Source organism: Pantoea eucalypti (assembly GCF_009646115.1).
In the GTDB taxonomy this organism is placed as follows: Bacteria; Pseudomonadota; Gammaproteobacteria; order Enterobacterales; family Enterobacteriaceae; genus Pantoea; species Pantoea eucalypti.
In genome coordinates this window covers 595135-609709 of sequence record NZ_CP045720.1, presented here as the reverse complement: position 1 = coordinate 609709, position 14575 = coordinate 595135, and the positions used below count along the sequence as shown (strand labels likewise).

Annotated in this window: 12 protein-coding genes; 8 read left to right on the top strand and 4 right to left on the bottom strand. The window is 56.0% G+C overall.

Features of this window, described 5'->3' with window-relative positions; translation table 11 throughout:
* Positions 1-59 precede the first annotated feature (59 nt).
* Positions 60-563 (top strand): M48 metallopeptidase family protein, encoded by a 504-nt coding sequence (locus EE896_RS02950; protein ID WP_003850199.1) that lies wholly within the window; start codon positions 60-62, stop codon positions 561-563.
* Here the strand turns inward: EE896_RS02950 and EE896_RS02945 are convergent.
* Complete coding sequence (locus tag EE896_RS02945; RefSeq protein WP_003850202.1) at positions 560-2248, bottom strand: chloride channel protein; 1689 nt, start codon at positions 2246-2248, stop codon at positions 560-562. The two genes, EE896_RS02950 and EE896_RS02945, sit on opposite strands and share 4 nt — an antisense overlap.
* Positions 2249-2394: 146 nt before the next feature.
* Between EE896_RS02945 and EE896_RS02940 the strand changes: the two genes are divergently transcribed.
* From EE896_RS02940 to sstT, 3 genes are all read left to right on the top strand, one after another.
* A complete protein-coding gene (locus tag EE896_RS02940) occupies positions 2395-3381 on the top strand; it encodes a Gfo/Idh/MocA family protein (RefSeq protein ID WP_140915760.1) in 987 nt (328 codons plus the stop codon).
* 256 nt (positions 3382-3637) lie between these two features.
* The gene (locus EE896_RS02935; protein ID WP_003850208.1) at positions 3638-4606 is read left to right on the top strand and encodes a TerC family protein; all 969 of its coding nucleotides are present in this window, start codon (positions 3638-3640) and stop codon (positions 4604-4606) included.
* Positions 4607-4841: 235 nt separating this feature from the next.
* Entirely contained in the window at positions 4842-6074 is a 1233-nt protein-coding gene (gene sstT / locus EE896_RS02930; protein WP_039659397.1) for a serine/threonine transporter SstT, read from the top strand.
* Between the two features lie 194 nt (positions 6075-6268).
* On the opposite strand, the gene EE896_RS02925 is transcribed toward sstT, so the two are convergent.
* From EE896_RS02925 to uxaC, 3 genes are read right to left on the bottom strand one after another with little or no spacing between them, the layout of a single operon-like run.
* On the bottom strand, positions 6269-7759 hold the full coding sequence (locus tag EE896_RS02925; RefSeq protein ID WP_039659399.1) for a UxaA family hydrolase: 1491 nt from the start codon (positions 7757-7759) through the stop codon (positions 6269-6271).
* Positions 7760-7763: 4 nt separating this feature from the next.
* The gene (locus EE896_RS02920; RefSeq protein WP_140915767.1) at positions 7764-9212 is read right to left on the bottom strand and encodes a tagaturonate reductase; all 1449 of its coding nucleotides are present in this window, start codon (positions 9210-9212) and stop codon (positions 7764-7766) included.
* A gap of 2 nt (positions 9213-9214) precedes the next feature.
* The gene (uxaC, locus tag EE896_RS02915) at positions 9215-10630 is read right to left on the bottom strand and encodes a glucuronate isomerase (protein WP_140915759.1); all 1416 of its coding nucleotides are present in this window, start codon (positions 10628-10630) and stop codon (positions 9215-9217) included.
* 399 nt (positions 10631-11029) lie between these two features.
* On the opposite strand from uxaC, the gene EE896_RS02910 reads away from it, so the two are divergent.
* The 4 genes from EE896_RS02910 to mzrA all read left to right on the top strand — a co-directional run bounded on the left by EE896_RS02910 (position 11030) and on the right by mzrA (position 14542).
* Entirely contained in the window at positions 11030-12334 is a 1305-nt protein-coding gene (locus EE896_RS02910) for an MFS transporter (RefSeq protein WP_003850215.1), read from the top strand.
* An 86-nt stretch (positions 12335-12420) separates the two neighbouring features.
* Positions 12421-13197: a transcriptional regulator ExuR gene (gene exuR, locus EE896_RS02905; protein WP_003850218.1), complete on the top strand. Its 777-nt coding sequence runs from the start codon at positions 12421-12423 to the stop codon at positions 13195-13197.
* Positions 13198-13520: 323 nt separating this feature from the next.
* On the top strand, positions 13521-14195 hold the full coding sequence (locus EE896_RS02900; protein ID WP_003850219.1) for a DedA family protein: 675 nt from the start codon (positions 13521-13523) through the stop codon (positions 14193-14195).
* Complete coding sequence (mzrA, locus tag EE896_RS02895; RefSeq protein WP_003850221.1) at positions 14195-14542, top strand: EnvZ/OmpR regulon moderator MzrA; 348 nt, start codon at positions 14195-14197, stop codon at positions 14540-14542. Before EE896_RS02900 ends, mzrA begins: the two co-directional genes overlap by 1 nt.
* Positions 14543-14575: the final 33 nt, after the last annotated feature.

Below are 14575 nucleotides of genomic sequence, written 5' to 3'. Positions count from 1 at the left end.
GATTGATTTTCGCCCCAAAATCGGGGGCGCAGTATACTGTCTTTCGCCAGGAATCCCTAATGTCCTCACTGATCTACCTTCAGGGTTATCCTGCCCCTCTTCTTGAGCAGGTCCAGACGCTAATCGCCCACCAGCGCTTAGGTGCATTTCTGCAGGAACGCTATCCTGACACCCACGACGTGATGAGTGATAAGGCGCTGTATGACTACACGCAGGCGCTGAAAAACCGCTATATGCGCAACGCGCCGCCAATCAGCAAAGTGATGTGGGATAACAAGATCAAGGTGATGAAGCATGCACTTGGACTGCACACGGCTATCTCGCGGATTCAGGGCGGCAAACTCAAGGCGAAAGCGGAAATCCGTATCTCAACCTTTTTCCGCCTCGCCCCTGAGCCATTTCTGCGGATGATCGTGGTGCATGAGCTGGCCCACCTGAAAGAGAAAGACCACGATAAAGCGTTTTACCAGCTCTGCTGCCATATGGAGCCGGATTACCACCAGCTCGAATTTGACGCACGCCTGTGGATGACTGACCAGGCGATGCGCGGCAATGCGGCTTAAAGAAACTCCTGCGCTTTCTGAATCAGGCTGGTTTTAGTCAGCGCCCCCAGAAAGCGTCGCTCCTGGGGATTATTCAGCACCGGCAGTCGTTCCAGCGTCACCGCCGCAAACGCCTCCCACCCCTCACGCATACTCTGATTCTGATAGACCACCGGGAAATCCTGATCCATGACACACTGTACCGGTGAGTCGAGAGTAATTTCCTGCGCCAGCACCCGGCGCGAAATCTCATGGATCGAGACCACACCGAGGAAAGCACCTGCGGCGTTGATCACATAGACGTAGCGCTCACGCTTCAGCGAACTGACCGCCAGCGCCTGCCCCACTGACTCCTCCGGCTGCAATGCCGCACCGGGAATAATCAGCTCAGCTATACGCATGTTATCGAAATCATACTTCGCCTCTGAACGGCTGAAGTGATGACTTACGACCGGATAGGTACTGGCGGATTGCAGGCGATAGACCACCATCGACGCCAGCACGGTGGCAATCATCAGCGGAAACAGCAGGCTGCTATTCAGCGTCATCTCCAGCACCATCAGCATCGCCATCAATGGCGCCTGACTGACCGCCGCCAGCACCGCTGCCATGCCAATCGCGGCATAAAGCAGCACATTGCCCAGCGGCAAATGCAGCGCCGCCCCGATCATCGCGATAATCACCCCAAGCAGCGCGCCTATCAGCAGCGAAGGCGTAAAGAGTCCGCCGACAGCGTTCGACCCCACAGACAGGCTGGTGGCGAGGGTTTTCAGCACCAGCAACAACAGTAATCCCGGCAGCAGATAGTCGCCTGCCATGACTTTGACGATGACTTCGTAGCCGTTGCCGAGAATATCAGTAGAGATCAGCGCCAGTAAGCCGACGGCGAATCCACCCGCGCCCAGGCGCAAGGGCAGAGAAGCGATGCCGCTGAACAGTACTTTGCTGCGGGCGATGCATTTAATCAGAAGCCAGCCCGCCAGACCGGCGCTCAAACCAATGACCACCGTCATCAACAGGCTGCTGAGATCCATGGCGAAGTTTGCGTCTGCCAGCGGATAGAGCGCGCTGCGGAAGCCCAGCGTCCACATGGTCATCACCGCTGTCGCCGACGCGATAATCAGAGGGATCAGCCGCTGCAGCGCAGAAATACCAAACGCAATCTCCGCCACAAAAATCGCTGAGGCCAGTGGCGCATGATAGACCGACGCCAGGCCCGCCGCAGCCGCCATCGCCACCACGTCACTGTTTTTCAGGTTCAGTGAGGCCGGTAACAGGCGGCCAATCGCACTGCCGCACAGCGCCGAAAGCTGTACCATCGGCCCCTCTTTACCGATCGACGCACCGCTGCCGATACTGGCAATCGACGATAAGGCACGGAACAGCGAGGTTCGTGTCGGTACCGCATCGAGTCGGGCGTTGATCACTTCAAGATAATCCGTTTTCACCGTCTGCTGTTGCTCAATGGCGACCGCATAACGCAAAAAATAGCCCGCCAGCACCCCGCCCGCCCCCACCAGCAGCGGCCAGAAGATCCACGGCCAGAGATGCAGGGATTCGGTAATTTCGCCACTGCGGGCAAAGAGCAGATGGTTGATCAGTTCTATCACGCCGCGAAAAGCCAGCGTCACCAGCGACGCCGCACACCCGACCGGAATGGCGATCAGTAGTGTGGTCCAGTTTAATGCGTGCTTACTTGCTTTCACCTTCGCTCCCTGGTTGATGCCTGAATATCATGGCTTCAGCATATTATTGGAATGCGGATCGCAGGATCAATCCTTGCGTACCCGGCCCCCTTGCACCGCCTCGGGGAGATGTTACTCTGCCGCTTTAACGCTGCCGGAGAGATGACGTGATTCGTTTTGCCATTGTGGGAACAAACTGGATTACACGCCAGTTTATTGATGCCGCCCATGAAACCGGAGCGATGAAGCTCTGTGCGGTCTACTCACGCAGTCAGCAGCAGGCCGACGCCTTTATTGCTGATTATCCCTGCAAACAGACCTTTACCTCACTGGATGCCCTGGCCGCCTGCCCGGAGATCGACGCGGTCTATCTTGCCAGCCCCAATGCCCTGCACTGCCAGCAGGCGCTGCTGTTTATGTCGCACGGCAAGCATGTGATTTGCGAAAAACCGCTGGCCTCTAACCTGGCGGAAGTGGAGCAGATGATCGCCTGCGCCCGTGAGCATCAGGTGGTGCTGTTCGAGGCGTTTAAAACCGCCAGCCTGCCAAACTTCCAGCGGCTGAAGCAGGCGCTGCCAGACGTGGGTACACTGCGAAAAGCCCTGCTGAATTACTGCCAGTACTCCTCACGTTATCCGCGTTATCTCAACGGCGAGAACCCTAATACCTTTGATCCCCGCTGGTCGAATGGCTCAGTCATGGATATCGGTTATTACTGCCTGGCATCGGCAGTAGCACTATGGGGCGAGCCAGACCGTGTGCAGGCCACCGCGACGTTGCTGGCGAGCGGCGTGGATGCCCATGGCGTGGTGGTGCTGAGCTACGGCGATTTCGACGTGACGATTCTGCATTCCAAGGTGAGTGACTCTTCACTGCCCAGCGAAATTCAGGGTGAAGCGGGTACGCTGGTCATTGAGAAGCTTTCGGAGTGCCAGAAGCTGAACTTTATTCCTCGTGGTGCTGAAAAGCAGGCGCTGAGTGAGCCGCAGCATATCAACACCATGCTATATGAAGCGGCTGCGTTTGCACGGCTGGTTGAGCAGCGTCAGGTGGACCATCCCGGACTGGAGGTTTCGCGGATTACCGCCGCGCTTCTGACCGAAATCCGCCGCCAGACCGGTGTCATCTTCCCGGCCGATCAGGCTGCTGTGTAAATATTTCTAAATATGTCTGAGATAGGTTGCTTCCTGTGCGGCTAAACCGTAACTTACTCTCCTGCAAAGGGGAGTAACTTGTAAGCTGATTGATCGTCACTACGTTGCGAAAGCATCCGGTCATCAGGCAACCCGGAATCGATTTCTGTGTTGTAAGTGAGACCTTGCCGGAAGGCGAGGTTTGCTTACACAAAAATAAGCGGCTGACGTCTTCTGACTTCAGCCGTTTTTTTTCTTTTTAAGACAGGATACGAATATGCAAACTGTGGGTACGCCTTTACTCTGGGGCAGCTTTGCGGTTGTGGTGCTTATCATGCTGGCTATCGACCTGCTGTTGCAGGGACGCCGCGGCGCGCAGACCATGTCTTTCAAACAGGCGGCTGTCTGGTCGCTGATCTGGGTTTCCGTCTCACTGCTGTTTAGCGCCGCTTTCTGGTGGTATCTGGAGGGCAGCGTGGGACGTGAAGTCGCTAACACCCAGACGCTCGCCTTCCTGACCGGCTACGTTCTGGAAAAAGCGCTGGCGGTAGATAACGTCTTCGTCTGGCTGATGCTGTTCAGCTACTTCTCTATTCCGGCTAACCTGCAGCGCCGTGTACTGATCTACGGTGTGTTAGGCGCTATCGTGCTGCGTACTATCATGATCTTTGCCGGTAGCTGGCTGGTCACCCAGTTCAGCTGGATCCTCTATGTGTTCGGTGCCTTCCTGCTGTTTACCGGTGTGAAGATGGCGCTGGCAAAAGAGGATGACGGTGCAGTGGGTGACAAACCGGTGGTGCGCTGGTTGCGTAAGCATTTACGCATGACCGATGATCTCGACGGCGAGAAGTTCTTTACCCGCAAAAACGGCGTGCTGTTTGCGACCCCGCTGCTGCTGGTGCTAATCATGGTGGAACTCAGCGATGTGATCTTTGCCGTCGACAGTATCCCGGCCATTTTCGCCGTAACCACCGACCCGTTCATCGTGCTGACCTCAAACCTCTTCGCTATCCTGGGCTTGCGTGCCATGTACTTCCTGCTGGCAAACGTGGCAGAACGCTTCTCGATGCTGAAGTATGGTCTGGCGATTGTGCTGGTGTTTATCGGCTTTAAGATGCTGATTGTGGACCTGTACCATATCCCGGTTGGTATCTCACTGGGTGTGGTCGGCGCCATTCTGGCCTCAACCCTGCTGATTAATGCCTGGGTTAACCGCAAAAGAGATCAGAAAAAGATCGCACCATAATTACCTGCAGGGGCAGCGTATGCCCCTGTTTTATTTTGCGACAGACTGTCGTGCCATTTCATCCCTCTGTCACACTTCCACTATTCAGCATAATTAAAATCTGACCTGCGCCACACTGACAGAACTTTCTCTTTTCTCATCTGATGTTTTCCTTATACTCCGCCGGGCAAACCGTTTTAGCCGATGTAAAACATCGCGTCTGAAACTACATCCGCGACAAAATACAGAAAATATTATGCAGAAAACTTTCTCCGCACGACTGGGCACGCTGCTCGCCGGAAGCCTGGTGAAGCAAATCTTGATTGGGCTGATCGCTGGTGTGGCGCTCGCCTGGATTTCACACGATGCCGCGCTGGCAGTCGGTCTGCTGGGTGAACTGTTTGTCAGTGCGCTGAAAGCGGTCGCGCCATTGCTGGTACTGATGCTGGTGATCGCCTCGATTGCCAACCACCAGCAGGGCCAGAAAAGTAATATCCGGCCAATTATCATGCTCTATCTGCTGAGCACCTTTTTCGCTGCGGTGGTCGCGGTGGTCTTCAGCCATCTGGTTCCGCAGACACTTACACTGGCGGCAGGCACCACGGAAATCGTTCCTCCTTCCGGCATCACCGAAGTGCTCCATGGGCTGCTGATGAGCATGGTCGCCAACCCAATCACCGCGCTGATGCAGGCTAACTATATTGGCATTCTGGTGTGGGCCATTGGCCTGGGGCTGGCGTTCCGTCACAGCAGTGACAGCACCCGCGCCTTGCTGAATGATGCGTCTCATGCCGTAACCTGGCTGGTACGCTGCGTCATCCGCTGCGCGCCAGTCGGTATTTTCGGTCTGGTGGCATCGATTCTGGCTTCAACCGGCTTTGGGGCACTGTGGCAATATGCGCATCTGCTGGCGCTGTTGATCGGCTGTATGCTGCTGATGGCACTGGTGGTGAACCCGATGTTAGTGTTCTCTAAAATCCGCCGTAACCCTTATCCACTGGTCTTCACCTGCCTGCGTGAAAGTGGCGTCACCGCCTTCTTTACCCGCAGTTCTGCTGCCAACATTCCGGTGAATATGGCGCTGGCGAAACGTCTGGATCTGGATGAGGATACCTATTCGGTGTCGATTCCGCTGGGCGCAACCATCAGTATGGCGGGTGCGTCGATCACGATTACCGTGCTGACGCTGGCGGCGGTGCATACGCTGGGGATCAGCATTGATGTGCCGACGGCGATTCTGCTGAGTCTGGTGGCGTCACTCTGCGCTTGTGGTGCATCGGGCGTGGCGGGCGGTTCGCTGCTGCTGATTCCGGTAGCCTGCAATATGTTCGGTATTCCGAATGACCTGGCGATGCAGGTGGTGGCGGTCGGCTTTATTATCGGCGTACTGCAGGATTCGGCGGAAACCGCGCTGAATTCCTCGACTGACATTCTGTTTACTGCCGCCGTCTGTCAGGCAGAAGCAGAGCGCGAAACCAGCCGGGCTTAATCTTTCAGATAGCTCAAAAGCTCAAAGAGCGGGTGGCAGAGTCCGAAGAGCAAAGCGTCCCGCGCCAGGGAAGGCGCGGGCCGAGCGAGCAGGGATGCTTTAAGCGACTTTGCGATCGGACTCTGCCATCCGCGAAGGGCACAGGATTAACCGACGGTAATGACGACCTCAAGGCCGCCATTTCGTCCGGCAGACTATAACGTCACACCACTTTTGAAAATCGCCAGCTCGCGGAAGTCGTTCTTCTCGTTGTTGGTCGGCTGACCGCTGGCAATCGCCACAATGCTGTCGACAAAATCTTCCAGCAGCGCATCCATGCTCATGCCCTCGATCAACCGTCCGGCATTAAAGTCGATCCAGTGCGGTTTCTTCTCCGCCAGCGGCGTGTTGGTCGCCAGCTTCACTGTTGGCACAAAACCGCCATATGGCGTGCCGCGTCCGGTACTGAACAGCACCATGTGGCAACCGGCTCCTGCCAGCGCACTGGTAGCGACCGCATCATTGCCCGGCGCACTCAGCAGATTGAGACCAGGCGTTTTTAACCGCTCGCCATACTTCAGCACATCGACGACCTGGCTCTGCCCCGCTTTCTGAGTACAGCCCAGTGACTTCTCTTCCAGCGTGGTGATGCCGCCTGCTTTATTGCCCGGCGACGGATTCTCGTAGATGGGCTGCTGGTGATCGATAAAGTACTGCTTGAAGTCATTGATCATGGCGACTGTTTTGCCGAAGGTCTCTTCGTCGCGACAGCGACTCATCAGAATCCGCTCTGCGCCAAACATTTCTGGCACTTCGGTCAGCACAGTCGTGCCGCCATTGGCGATCATCTGGTCCGAGAAACGCCCCAGTAACGGGTTGGCCGTGATGCCAGACAAACCGTCCGAACCGCCGCACTCCAGACCAAACTTCAGCTCGCTGAGTTTGCCTGGTTCACGCCGGTCATGCCGCATTTTTTCATACAAGGCATGCAGGCGCTCCAGCCCGGCTTCAACCTCATCATCATGCTGCTGGCACACCATAAATTCGACCCGGTCGCTTTCAAACGCGCCGAGGGTCTCACGGAAAACATCGACCTGATTGTTTTCACAACCGAGACCAATCACCAGCACCGCACCCGCATTAGGGTGGCGCACCATATTCTGCAGCATGGTGCGGGTATTTTCGTGGTCCTGCCCCAGTTGCGAACAGCCGAAGGTGTGGCTGAACAGGAATGCGCCATCGATTCCTTCGGCCTCCTGTGTCTCTTTCAGGAAACGCTGCAGGATCTGACGCGCAATGCCGTTTACACAGCCGACGGTCGGCAGGATCCACAGCTCATTGCGGATGCCGACTTCGCCGTTAGCACGACGATAGATCTGTACCTCACGATCACCCGGCTGCGGCGGTAAGGTCACGAACTCAGGCTGATACGCATACTCATCCAGATCGCTGAGATTGGTGCGGGCGTTCTGCGAATGGATTAACTCACCGGCGGCCACAGGCTGGGTGGCATGGGCAATCGGCAACCCATACTTGATCACCAGCTCATCCTGGGCGATAGGCTGCAGGGCAAATTTATGCCCGCGCCCGACCGCCTGTTGCACCGACACACTCAGTGGTGGCAGCTCTATGGTGGCGCCCGCCTCTAAGTCACGTAACGCCACGGCGACATTGTCGCGGGGATCAATTTTAATTGCGTCTTGCATAGCGTTATCTCAGTTGGCTCAGCGCCTCACGCATTCCGTGGGCGATGATATTTTGCAGGTGTTGGGTGACAACCGTAGCCAGTCCGGGCTGACGGGTTAAATCTTCGCCCCAGTGTTGCGCGTCGCTAAGCACGCCGTGCACCAGCTGTTGCGGTGACAGCTGATCCGCATCAAGTGCTTTCCAGGCGTCGGCGTAGTGCTGTAACCACTGCGGCTCATCCTGTAATGGCCAGCTTTTACCGGCTGACTCGCCGCGATAAAAGGCGATCAGCGCCGCCAGCGCAAAAGTGATGTGTGTCGGCCAGTTGCCCGTTTGCTGATGCGCGGCAAGCAGTGGCGTCAACAGACGGGTGCGGAACTTGGTCATGCCATTAAGCGCAATCGACAGCAGCGCATGGCGAATGAACGGATTGCGGAAGCGGCGTTGTACCGCATCAGCAAAGGCGTGCAGTTCATCGGCTGGCAGATCCAGCGTCGGGATCACTTCATGACGCAGCAGGTTATCCACAAATCCGGCAATCGCCGGATCGGCCATCGCCTCCCCGACACTTTCAACACCGGCCAGAAACGCCACCGGCACCATCGCGGTATGTGCGCCATTGAGGATCGCCACTTTCTGCGCTTTATAGGGCGCAATGTCATCCACATGACGCACCTGTGGCGACAGCGCCGCCAGTTTCAGTTCACTGAACAGCGCCGACGGCCCCTGAATCACAAACTGGTAGTAGACTTCGCCCGCCACCAGATAGCGATCTTCATAACCCAGTTCACGTTGCAACTGCTCGCTTTCCGCCGGAAAGCCGGTAACGATGCGGTCAACCAGGGTGTTATAGAAAGCACAGTGCTCATGAACCCAGGTTTTAAATTCGGATGGCAGATGCCAGTGATCGGCGTAACGCAGCACCAGATCGCGCAACGCGTCGCCGTTATGGTCAATCAGCTCACACGGCACCACCAGCCAGCCACGATCGCTGGCGCCATTGAAATGGGAATAGCGCGCCCACAGCAGCTGCGTCAGTTTGCCGGGGAAGCTGCTGGCGGGCTGATCGGTGAGCTGATCCGTGCCAACAAAGGCGATGCCCGCCTCAGTGGTGTTGGAGAAAACCATGCGCAGGTCGGGATTCCGGGCCAGCGCCATAAATTCAACAAACTGCTGCCAGGGCTGGATCTCACGGTTGAGGCTGCGGATCAGCCGGGTTTCACTGACCTGCTCGCCCTGATCGTTGAGTCCGCGGATCAGCGTGGTGTAGAGGCCATCCTGCTGATTCAGGCTGTCGCTGACTTCACGGTTGCGCGGCCGCACCACCACAATTCCGGCATCGGTGCCCTGATGTTCATTCAGCCAGTCAATCTGCCAGTCAATAAAGACGCGCAGGAAGTTACCTTCGCCGAACTGAATCACCCGGTCGCGATAGCGTGCGCCCGGGAAGTCGTGGCGGTTTAGCCTTTTCATCATCAGGCTCCCAGCTCGATGCCGAAGTAATCGCGGGCATTGTTGAAGCAGATGTTCTGAACCATCTGGCCTAACAGCGCTTCATCGGCTGGCGCTTCACCCTGCTCTACCCAGCGGCCAATCATCTGGCACAGCAACCGGCGGAAATATTCGTGGCGGGTGTAAGAGAGGAAGCTGCGGCTGTCGGTCAGCATCCCGACGAAGCGGCTCAGCAGGCCAATCTGCGCCAGCTGGGTCATCTGACGCTGCATACCGTCCAGCTGGTCATTGAACCACCAGGCGGAACCAAACTGCATTTTCCCCGCCTGACCTTCACCCTGGAAGTTGCCTGCCATCGTCGCCAGTACTTCGTTATCGCGCGGATTCAGGCAATAGAGGATGGTTTTCGGCAGCGCATTATTAAGGTTCTGTGCGCCCAGCAGGCGGGCCAGCGGTTCAGCCAGCGGCTGGTCGTTAATGGAGTCAAAGCCCACATCCGGCCCCAGCAACTGGTACTGGCGTGGGTTGGTATTGCGCAGTGCGCCAATGTGATACTGCTGTACCCAGCCACGGCGGGCATATTCGCTGCCCAGCCAGACCAGTACCGCCGTTTTGAACTGCGCCGTTTCGTGCGGATTCGGTGCTGTACCGCTGCGACGGCGCGCCAGAATCGCATCCAGCGTGGCGTCGTCCGCCTCGGCATAACAGACCACATCCAGCGCGTGATCGGAGACTTTGCAGCCATGCGCCGCAAAGTGATCCAGCCGCTGATACAGTGCGCTGCGCAGATCGTCAAAACGCTGCACGCTGATGTCGGTCAGTTGTTCCAGCGTCTCAATCCACGGCAGGAAGGTGTCGGCTTCGATATTAAAGGCTTTGTCCGGACGCCAGCTCGGCAGCACTTTAACGCTGAAACTGGTGTCGTCTGCCAGCGCGCGGTGATGGCGCAGGTCATCCAGCGGATCGTCTGTGGTGCCGACCATCTTCACCTTCATCTGCTGCATGATGCCTCGCGTGGTAAAGCTATCCTGCGCCAGCAGTTCATTGCAGCGATGCCAGATATTGTCGGCGGTTTTCTCAGAAAGCAGCGTGTCGGTAATGCCGAAAGGCCGGCGTAATTCCAGGTGGGTCCAGTGATAGAGCGGGTTGCCGATGGTGTGCGGCACGGTACGCGCCCAGGCGTCAAACTTTTCACGATCGCTGGCGTTGCCGGTACAGAACGCCTCAGCCACACCGTTGGCGCGCATTGCCCGCCACTTGTAGTGATCGCCCTTCAGCCAGATGTCATAAAGATTGGCAAAGCGATAATTTTCGGCAATCTGCTGCGGCGGTAAGTGGCAGTGATAGTCGAAAATCGGCTGATCCTTCGCGTAGTCGTGATAGAGACGGCGGGCGAATTCACTATCCAGCAAAAAATCCTCGGTCATGAAACGTGACATACATGCTTCCTCATCTACTGAACCACTGATGGCCCAAAGTTATCATACCAATTTTAGTCCGTTACGGATTTATTTGCGATCCTGCTCACATAAACGGCGATGTCTGGCTACCGTTATGGACATTTTTGTCGCCCGTAGCGCGCTAAATGGCTGTCATTACGCAGGTTTCCAGTATCCCACAGTGCAGAAAGGGTTTTTGTGATGGCTCTCAACTTTTAAAGTTGTATAACAAGTTAGGCTCTCGTCCTATCGTGAGGTCGTTAGCGGCCCACAAATGGCAAGGTAAGAACAGGGTTGCTCAGACAGAACCTGCGGGCGTGAGCAGAGCTGCATCACGGGCTGTCCCGCTCCAGATAACAACAGCGGCAAGACCGCATACAGAACTGGAAGAGGTAGAGGATGCGTAAGATCAAAGGGTTACGCTGGTACATGATTGGACTGGTGACGATCGGTACGGTATTAGGGTATCTGACCCGTAATACCATCGCCGTGGCGGCCCCGACATTGATGACAGAGCTGCATATCACTACGCAGCAGTATTCATACATCATTGCGGCCTATTCAGCCTGCTATACGCTGATGCAACCGGTGGCGGGTTATGTGCTGGATCTGCTGGGCACCAAAGTCGGCTACGCCGTGTTTGCTGTGCTGTGGGCAATCTTCTGTGCCGCCACGGCGATGGCAGGCAGTTGGGGCGGCCTTGCTCTGGCGCGTGGTGCCGTCGGTGCGGCTGAAGCGGCGATGATCCCGGCGGGTCTCAAAGCGAGTAGTGAGTGGTTCCCGGCCAAAGAGCGTTCGGTCGCGGTAGGCTACTTCAACGTCGGTTCATCTATCGGTGCGATGCTGGCTCCGCCGCTGGTGGTCTGGGCAATCGTGGCACACAGCTGGCAGATGGCCTTTATCATGACCGGTGTGCTGAGCATGGTCTGGGCACTCTGCTGGCTGGTGTTTTACAAACATCCGAAACAGCAGAAGAAGCTGAGTGATGAAGAGCGCGACTACATTATCTCCGGTCAGGAAGCACAGCATCAGACCGGCAACACCCGCAAAATGTCGGCGCTGCAGATTATCCGTAACCGCCAGTTCTGGGGCATTGCTCTGCCGCGTTTTCTGGCAGAACCGGCGTGGGGAACCTTCAACGCCTGGATTCCGCTGTTTATGTTTAAGGTGTACGGCTTCAATCTGAAAGAGATTGCGATGTTCGCCTGGATGCCGATGCTGTTCGCGGACTTCGGCTGCATCCTGGGCGGCTATCTGCCGCCGCTGTTTCAGCGCTGGTTCGGCGTTAACCTGATCGTTTCCCGTAAAATGGTGGTGACGATGGGTGCGCTGTTAATGATTGCGCCGGGCACCATTGGCCTGTTCACCAGCCCTTACGTTGCCATTGGTCTGCTGTGCGTCGGCGGCTTTGCGCATCAGGCCCTTTCAGGTGCGCTCATTACCCTGTCGTCAGACGTTTTCGGCCGTAATGAAGTCGCGACGGCTAACGGCCTGACCGGCATGGCAGCCTGGACCGCCAGCACGATGTTTGCGCTGGTCGTGGGTGCCCTGGCCGATACGCTGGGCTTCAGCCCGCTGTTTGCTGCCCTGGCGGTGTTCGATCTGCTGGGTGCCGCAGTGATCTGGACAGTCCTGAAAAATAAACCGATTTCAGAGCTGGAAGCGGAAACGGTGATTCCACCAGCCAGCGCCGTTCACAATTGATTTGCCGGGCTGGCGCGAGCCAGCCCATTTCCTCGCACCGCCTGAAGTGGTATAACAACTTATCTGTCTGCTACCAGGATTGTGCTATGGACCTCACTGAATCCCGTCGACTCTACCAACAGCTTGCCAGCGAGCTCAAAAGCCGCATTGAAACCGGAATCTATCCGGTGGGCGACAAACTGCCTGCTGAACGCCTGATTGCCGAAGAGATGGAAGTGAGCCGCACCGTTGTCCGTGAAGCGATCATCATGCTGGAAGTAGAAGGCTATGTTGAGGTCCGTAAAGGATCGGGTATTCACGTCATTGCCAGCCAGCAGCAGAATCGCATCGCCCCCACCAGCAGCCAGCTGGAATTTGCCACCTTTGGCCCGTTTGAGCTACTGCAGGCGCGCCAGCTCATTGAAAGTAACGTGGCCGAGTTCGCAGCCACCCAGGTCACGCGTCAGGACATTATCGACCTGATGGCGATTCAGGAAAAAGCCCGCCAGGAGGATCACTTCCGTGATTCCGAGTGGGACATGCAGTTTCATGTGCGCATCGCGCAATCCACCCAGAACAGTGCTTTAGCCGCCATCGTTGAAAAAATGTGGCTGCACCGCCTGCACAATCCCTACTGGCTCAAACTTCATGAACATATCGACCAGCGCAGCATTCTCAGCTGGTGCGACGACCACGATCAGATTCTCAAAGCGCTGATGCGTAAAGATCCCGCCGCCAGCAAACTGGCGATGTGGCAACATCTGGAAAATACTAAACAGATGCTGTTTAACGCGACGGCGGATGATTTTGAATTTAACGTGGATCGTTACATGTTCGGTGAGAATCCGGTCATCCTGCCTGATGGGTCCAATAACGCCCGTTAAAAGCGCCTGAAAACAGCCTGAGATGGTCAGTTAATCTGCAATAGTGTCAGGTCATGTAAAGCTCCTTTTTACAGGGCGTTTCACAAGGTAAAACTCCTGTTCGCAAGAGAGTTTTACTGTCTCAGACAGGCGATTTTTGTTACAGTTATCGCCCTTTTATTACCCTTTGCGACAAGGGTTTATAAAGTTGCTGATTTAACAATCGATTCTGGAAGGATCCGGAAAATCCCGCCCAGGCTGCGCGCCTAAAATTTATAACGAAATGCCGGTCTGCGTTTAAGTCCCTGTGGGACATGTTTAACAATGATGTTCAGGAATGATTGATGGATATTTTGCAAGCGTTGCTGCATGCCCTGTGGCAACAGGACTATGAAACTCTCTCCGATCCCACGCTGGTATGGGCCATTTACGGCGTGTTGTTCATGATTTTATTCTTAGAAAATGGCCTTCTTCCTGCCGCATTTCTGCCGGGTGACAGTCTGCTGATTCTGGTCGGTGTACTGATTGCCAAAGGCACCATGAGTTTCCCTTTAACGATTCTGGTTCTGACGACCGGCGCCAGTCTTGGCTGCTGGGTGAGTTACATACAGGGCCGCTGGCTGGGTAATACACCCACGGTTCAGAAATGGCTCTCTCATCTGCCTGCCCAGTACCATCTGCGCGCGCACAGCATGTTTCACCGTCACGGCTTATCTGCCCTGCTGATTGGTCGCTTTATCGCCTTTGTCCGAACGCTGCTGCCCACCATTGCCGGGCTGTCAGGCCTCAGCAATGCCCGTTTTCAGTTCTTTAACTGGGTCAGTGCATTCCTGTGGGTGGTAATTTTGACCGTTATCGGCTTCGCGCTGGGAAAAACCCCGATTTTCCGTCGTTACGAAGATGAGATGATGTTTTTCCTGATGATGCTGCCACTGGCGCTGCTGGTATTTGGCCTGGTGGGATCGCTGGTGGTGTTATGGCGTAAACGACAGGCGAATCAAAACGGGAAAGCCGAGTAATGAAACTGCTGCAGGCTATTCCTAAACGGTGGTTACCGTGGTTGATTGCTGGCGCGTTTGCGCTGGTCGCGCTCTGTGCGATCCCACCTTTGATGAAGCACGAGACAGTGGTGCAGATTCGGGTTTCTCATGCAGGTGCAACGCTGCCAGATGGTTTTTATCTCTATCAGCAATTAAGCGCACAAGGTATTCGTATCAAAAGCATAACGCCCGCGGGTGATGCGCTGATCATTCATTTTGACAGCGAAGAACAGAGTCTGGCAGCACAGAAGGTGTTGCGCCGCCTGTTGCCACAAGGCTTTATTGTGGCGCAGCACGATCACTCTCAGCACCTTTCGCTGGCGTAATCCCCCTCTCCCTCTTTTTCAGACCGTTGCCGC

Coding starts and splice junctions, on each gene's coding strand:
- EE896_RS02950 (WP_003850199.1), top strand. CDS start 60: ATGTCCTCACTGATCTACCTTCAGGGTTATCCTGCCCCTCTTCTTGAG.
- EE896_RS02935 (WP_003850208.1), top strand. CDS start 3,638: ATGCAAACTGTGGGTACGCCTTTACTCTGGGGCAGCTTTGCGGTTGTG.
- sstT (WP_039659397.1), top strand. CDS start 4,842: ATGCAGAAAACTTTCTCCGCACGACTGGGCACGCTGCTCGCCGGAAGC.
- EE896_RS02925 (WP_039659399.1), bottom strand. CDS start 7,759: ATGCAAGACGCAATTAAAATTGATCCCCGCGACAATGTCGCCGTGGCG.
- EE896_RS02920 (WP_140915767.1), bottom strand. CDS start 9,212: ATGAAAAGGCTAAACCGCCACGACTTCCCGGGCGCACGCTATCGCGAC.
- uxaC (WP_140915759.1), bottom strand. CDS start 10,630: ATGTCACGTTTCATGACCGAGGATTTTTTGCTGGATAGTGAATTCGCC.
- EE896_RS02910 (WP_003850215.1), top strand. CDS start 11,030: ATGCGTAAGATCAAAGGGTTACGCTGGTACATGATTGGACTGGTGACG.
- exuR (WP_003850218.1), top strand. CDS start 12,421: ATGGACCTCACTGAATCCCGTCGACTCTACCAACAGCTTGCCAGCGAG.
- EE896_RS02900 (WP_003850219.1), top strand. CDS start 13,521: ATGGATATTTTGCAAGCGTTGCTGCATGCCCTGTGGCAACAGGACTAT.
- mzrA (WP_003850221.1), top strand. CDS start 14,195: ATGAAACTGCTGCAGGCTATTCCTAAACGGTGGTTACCGTGGTTGATT.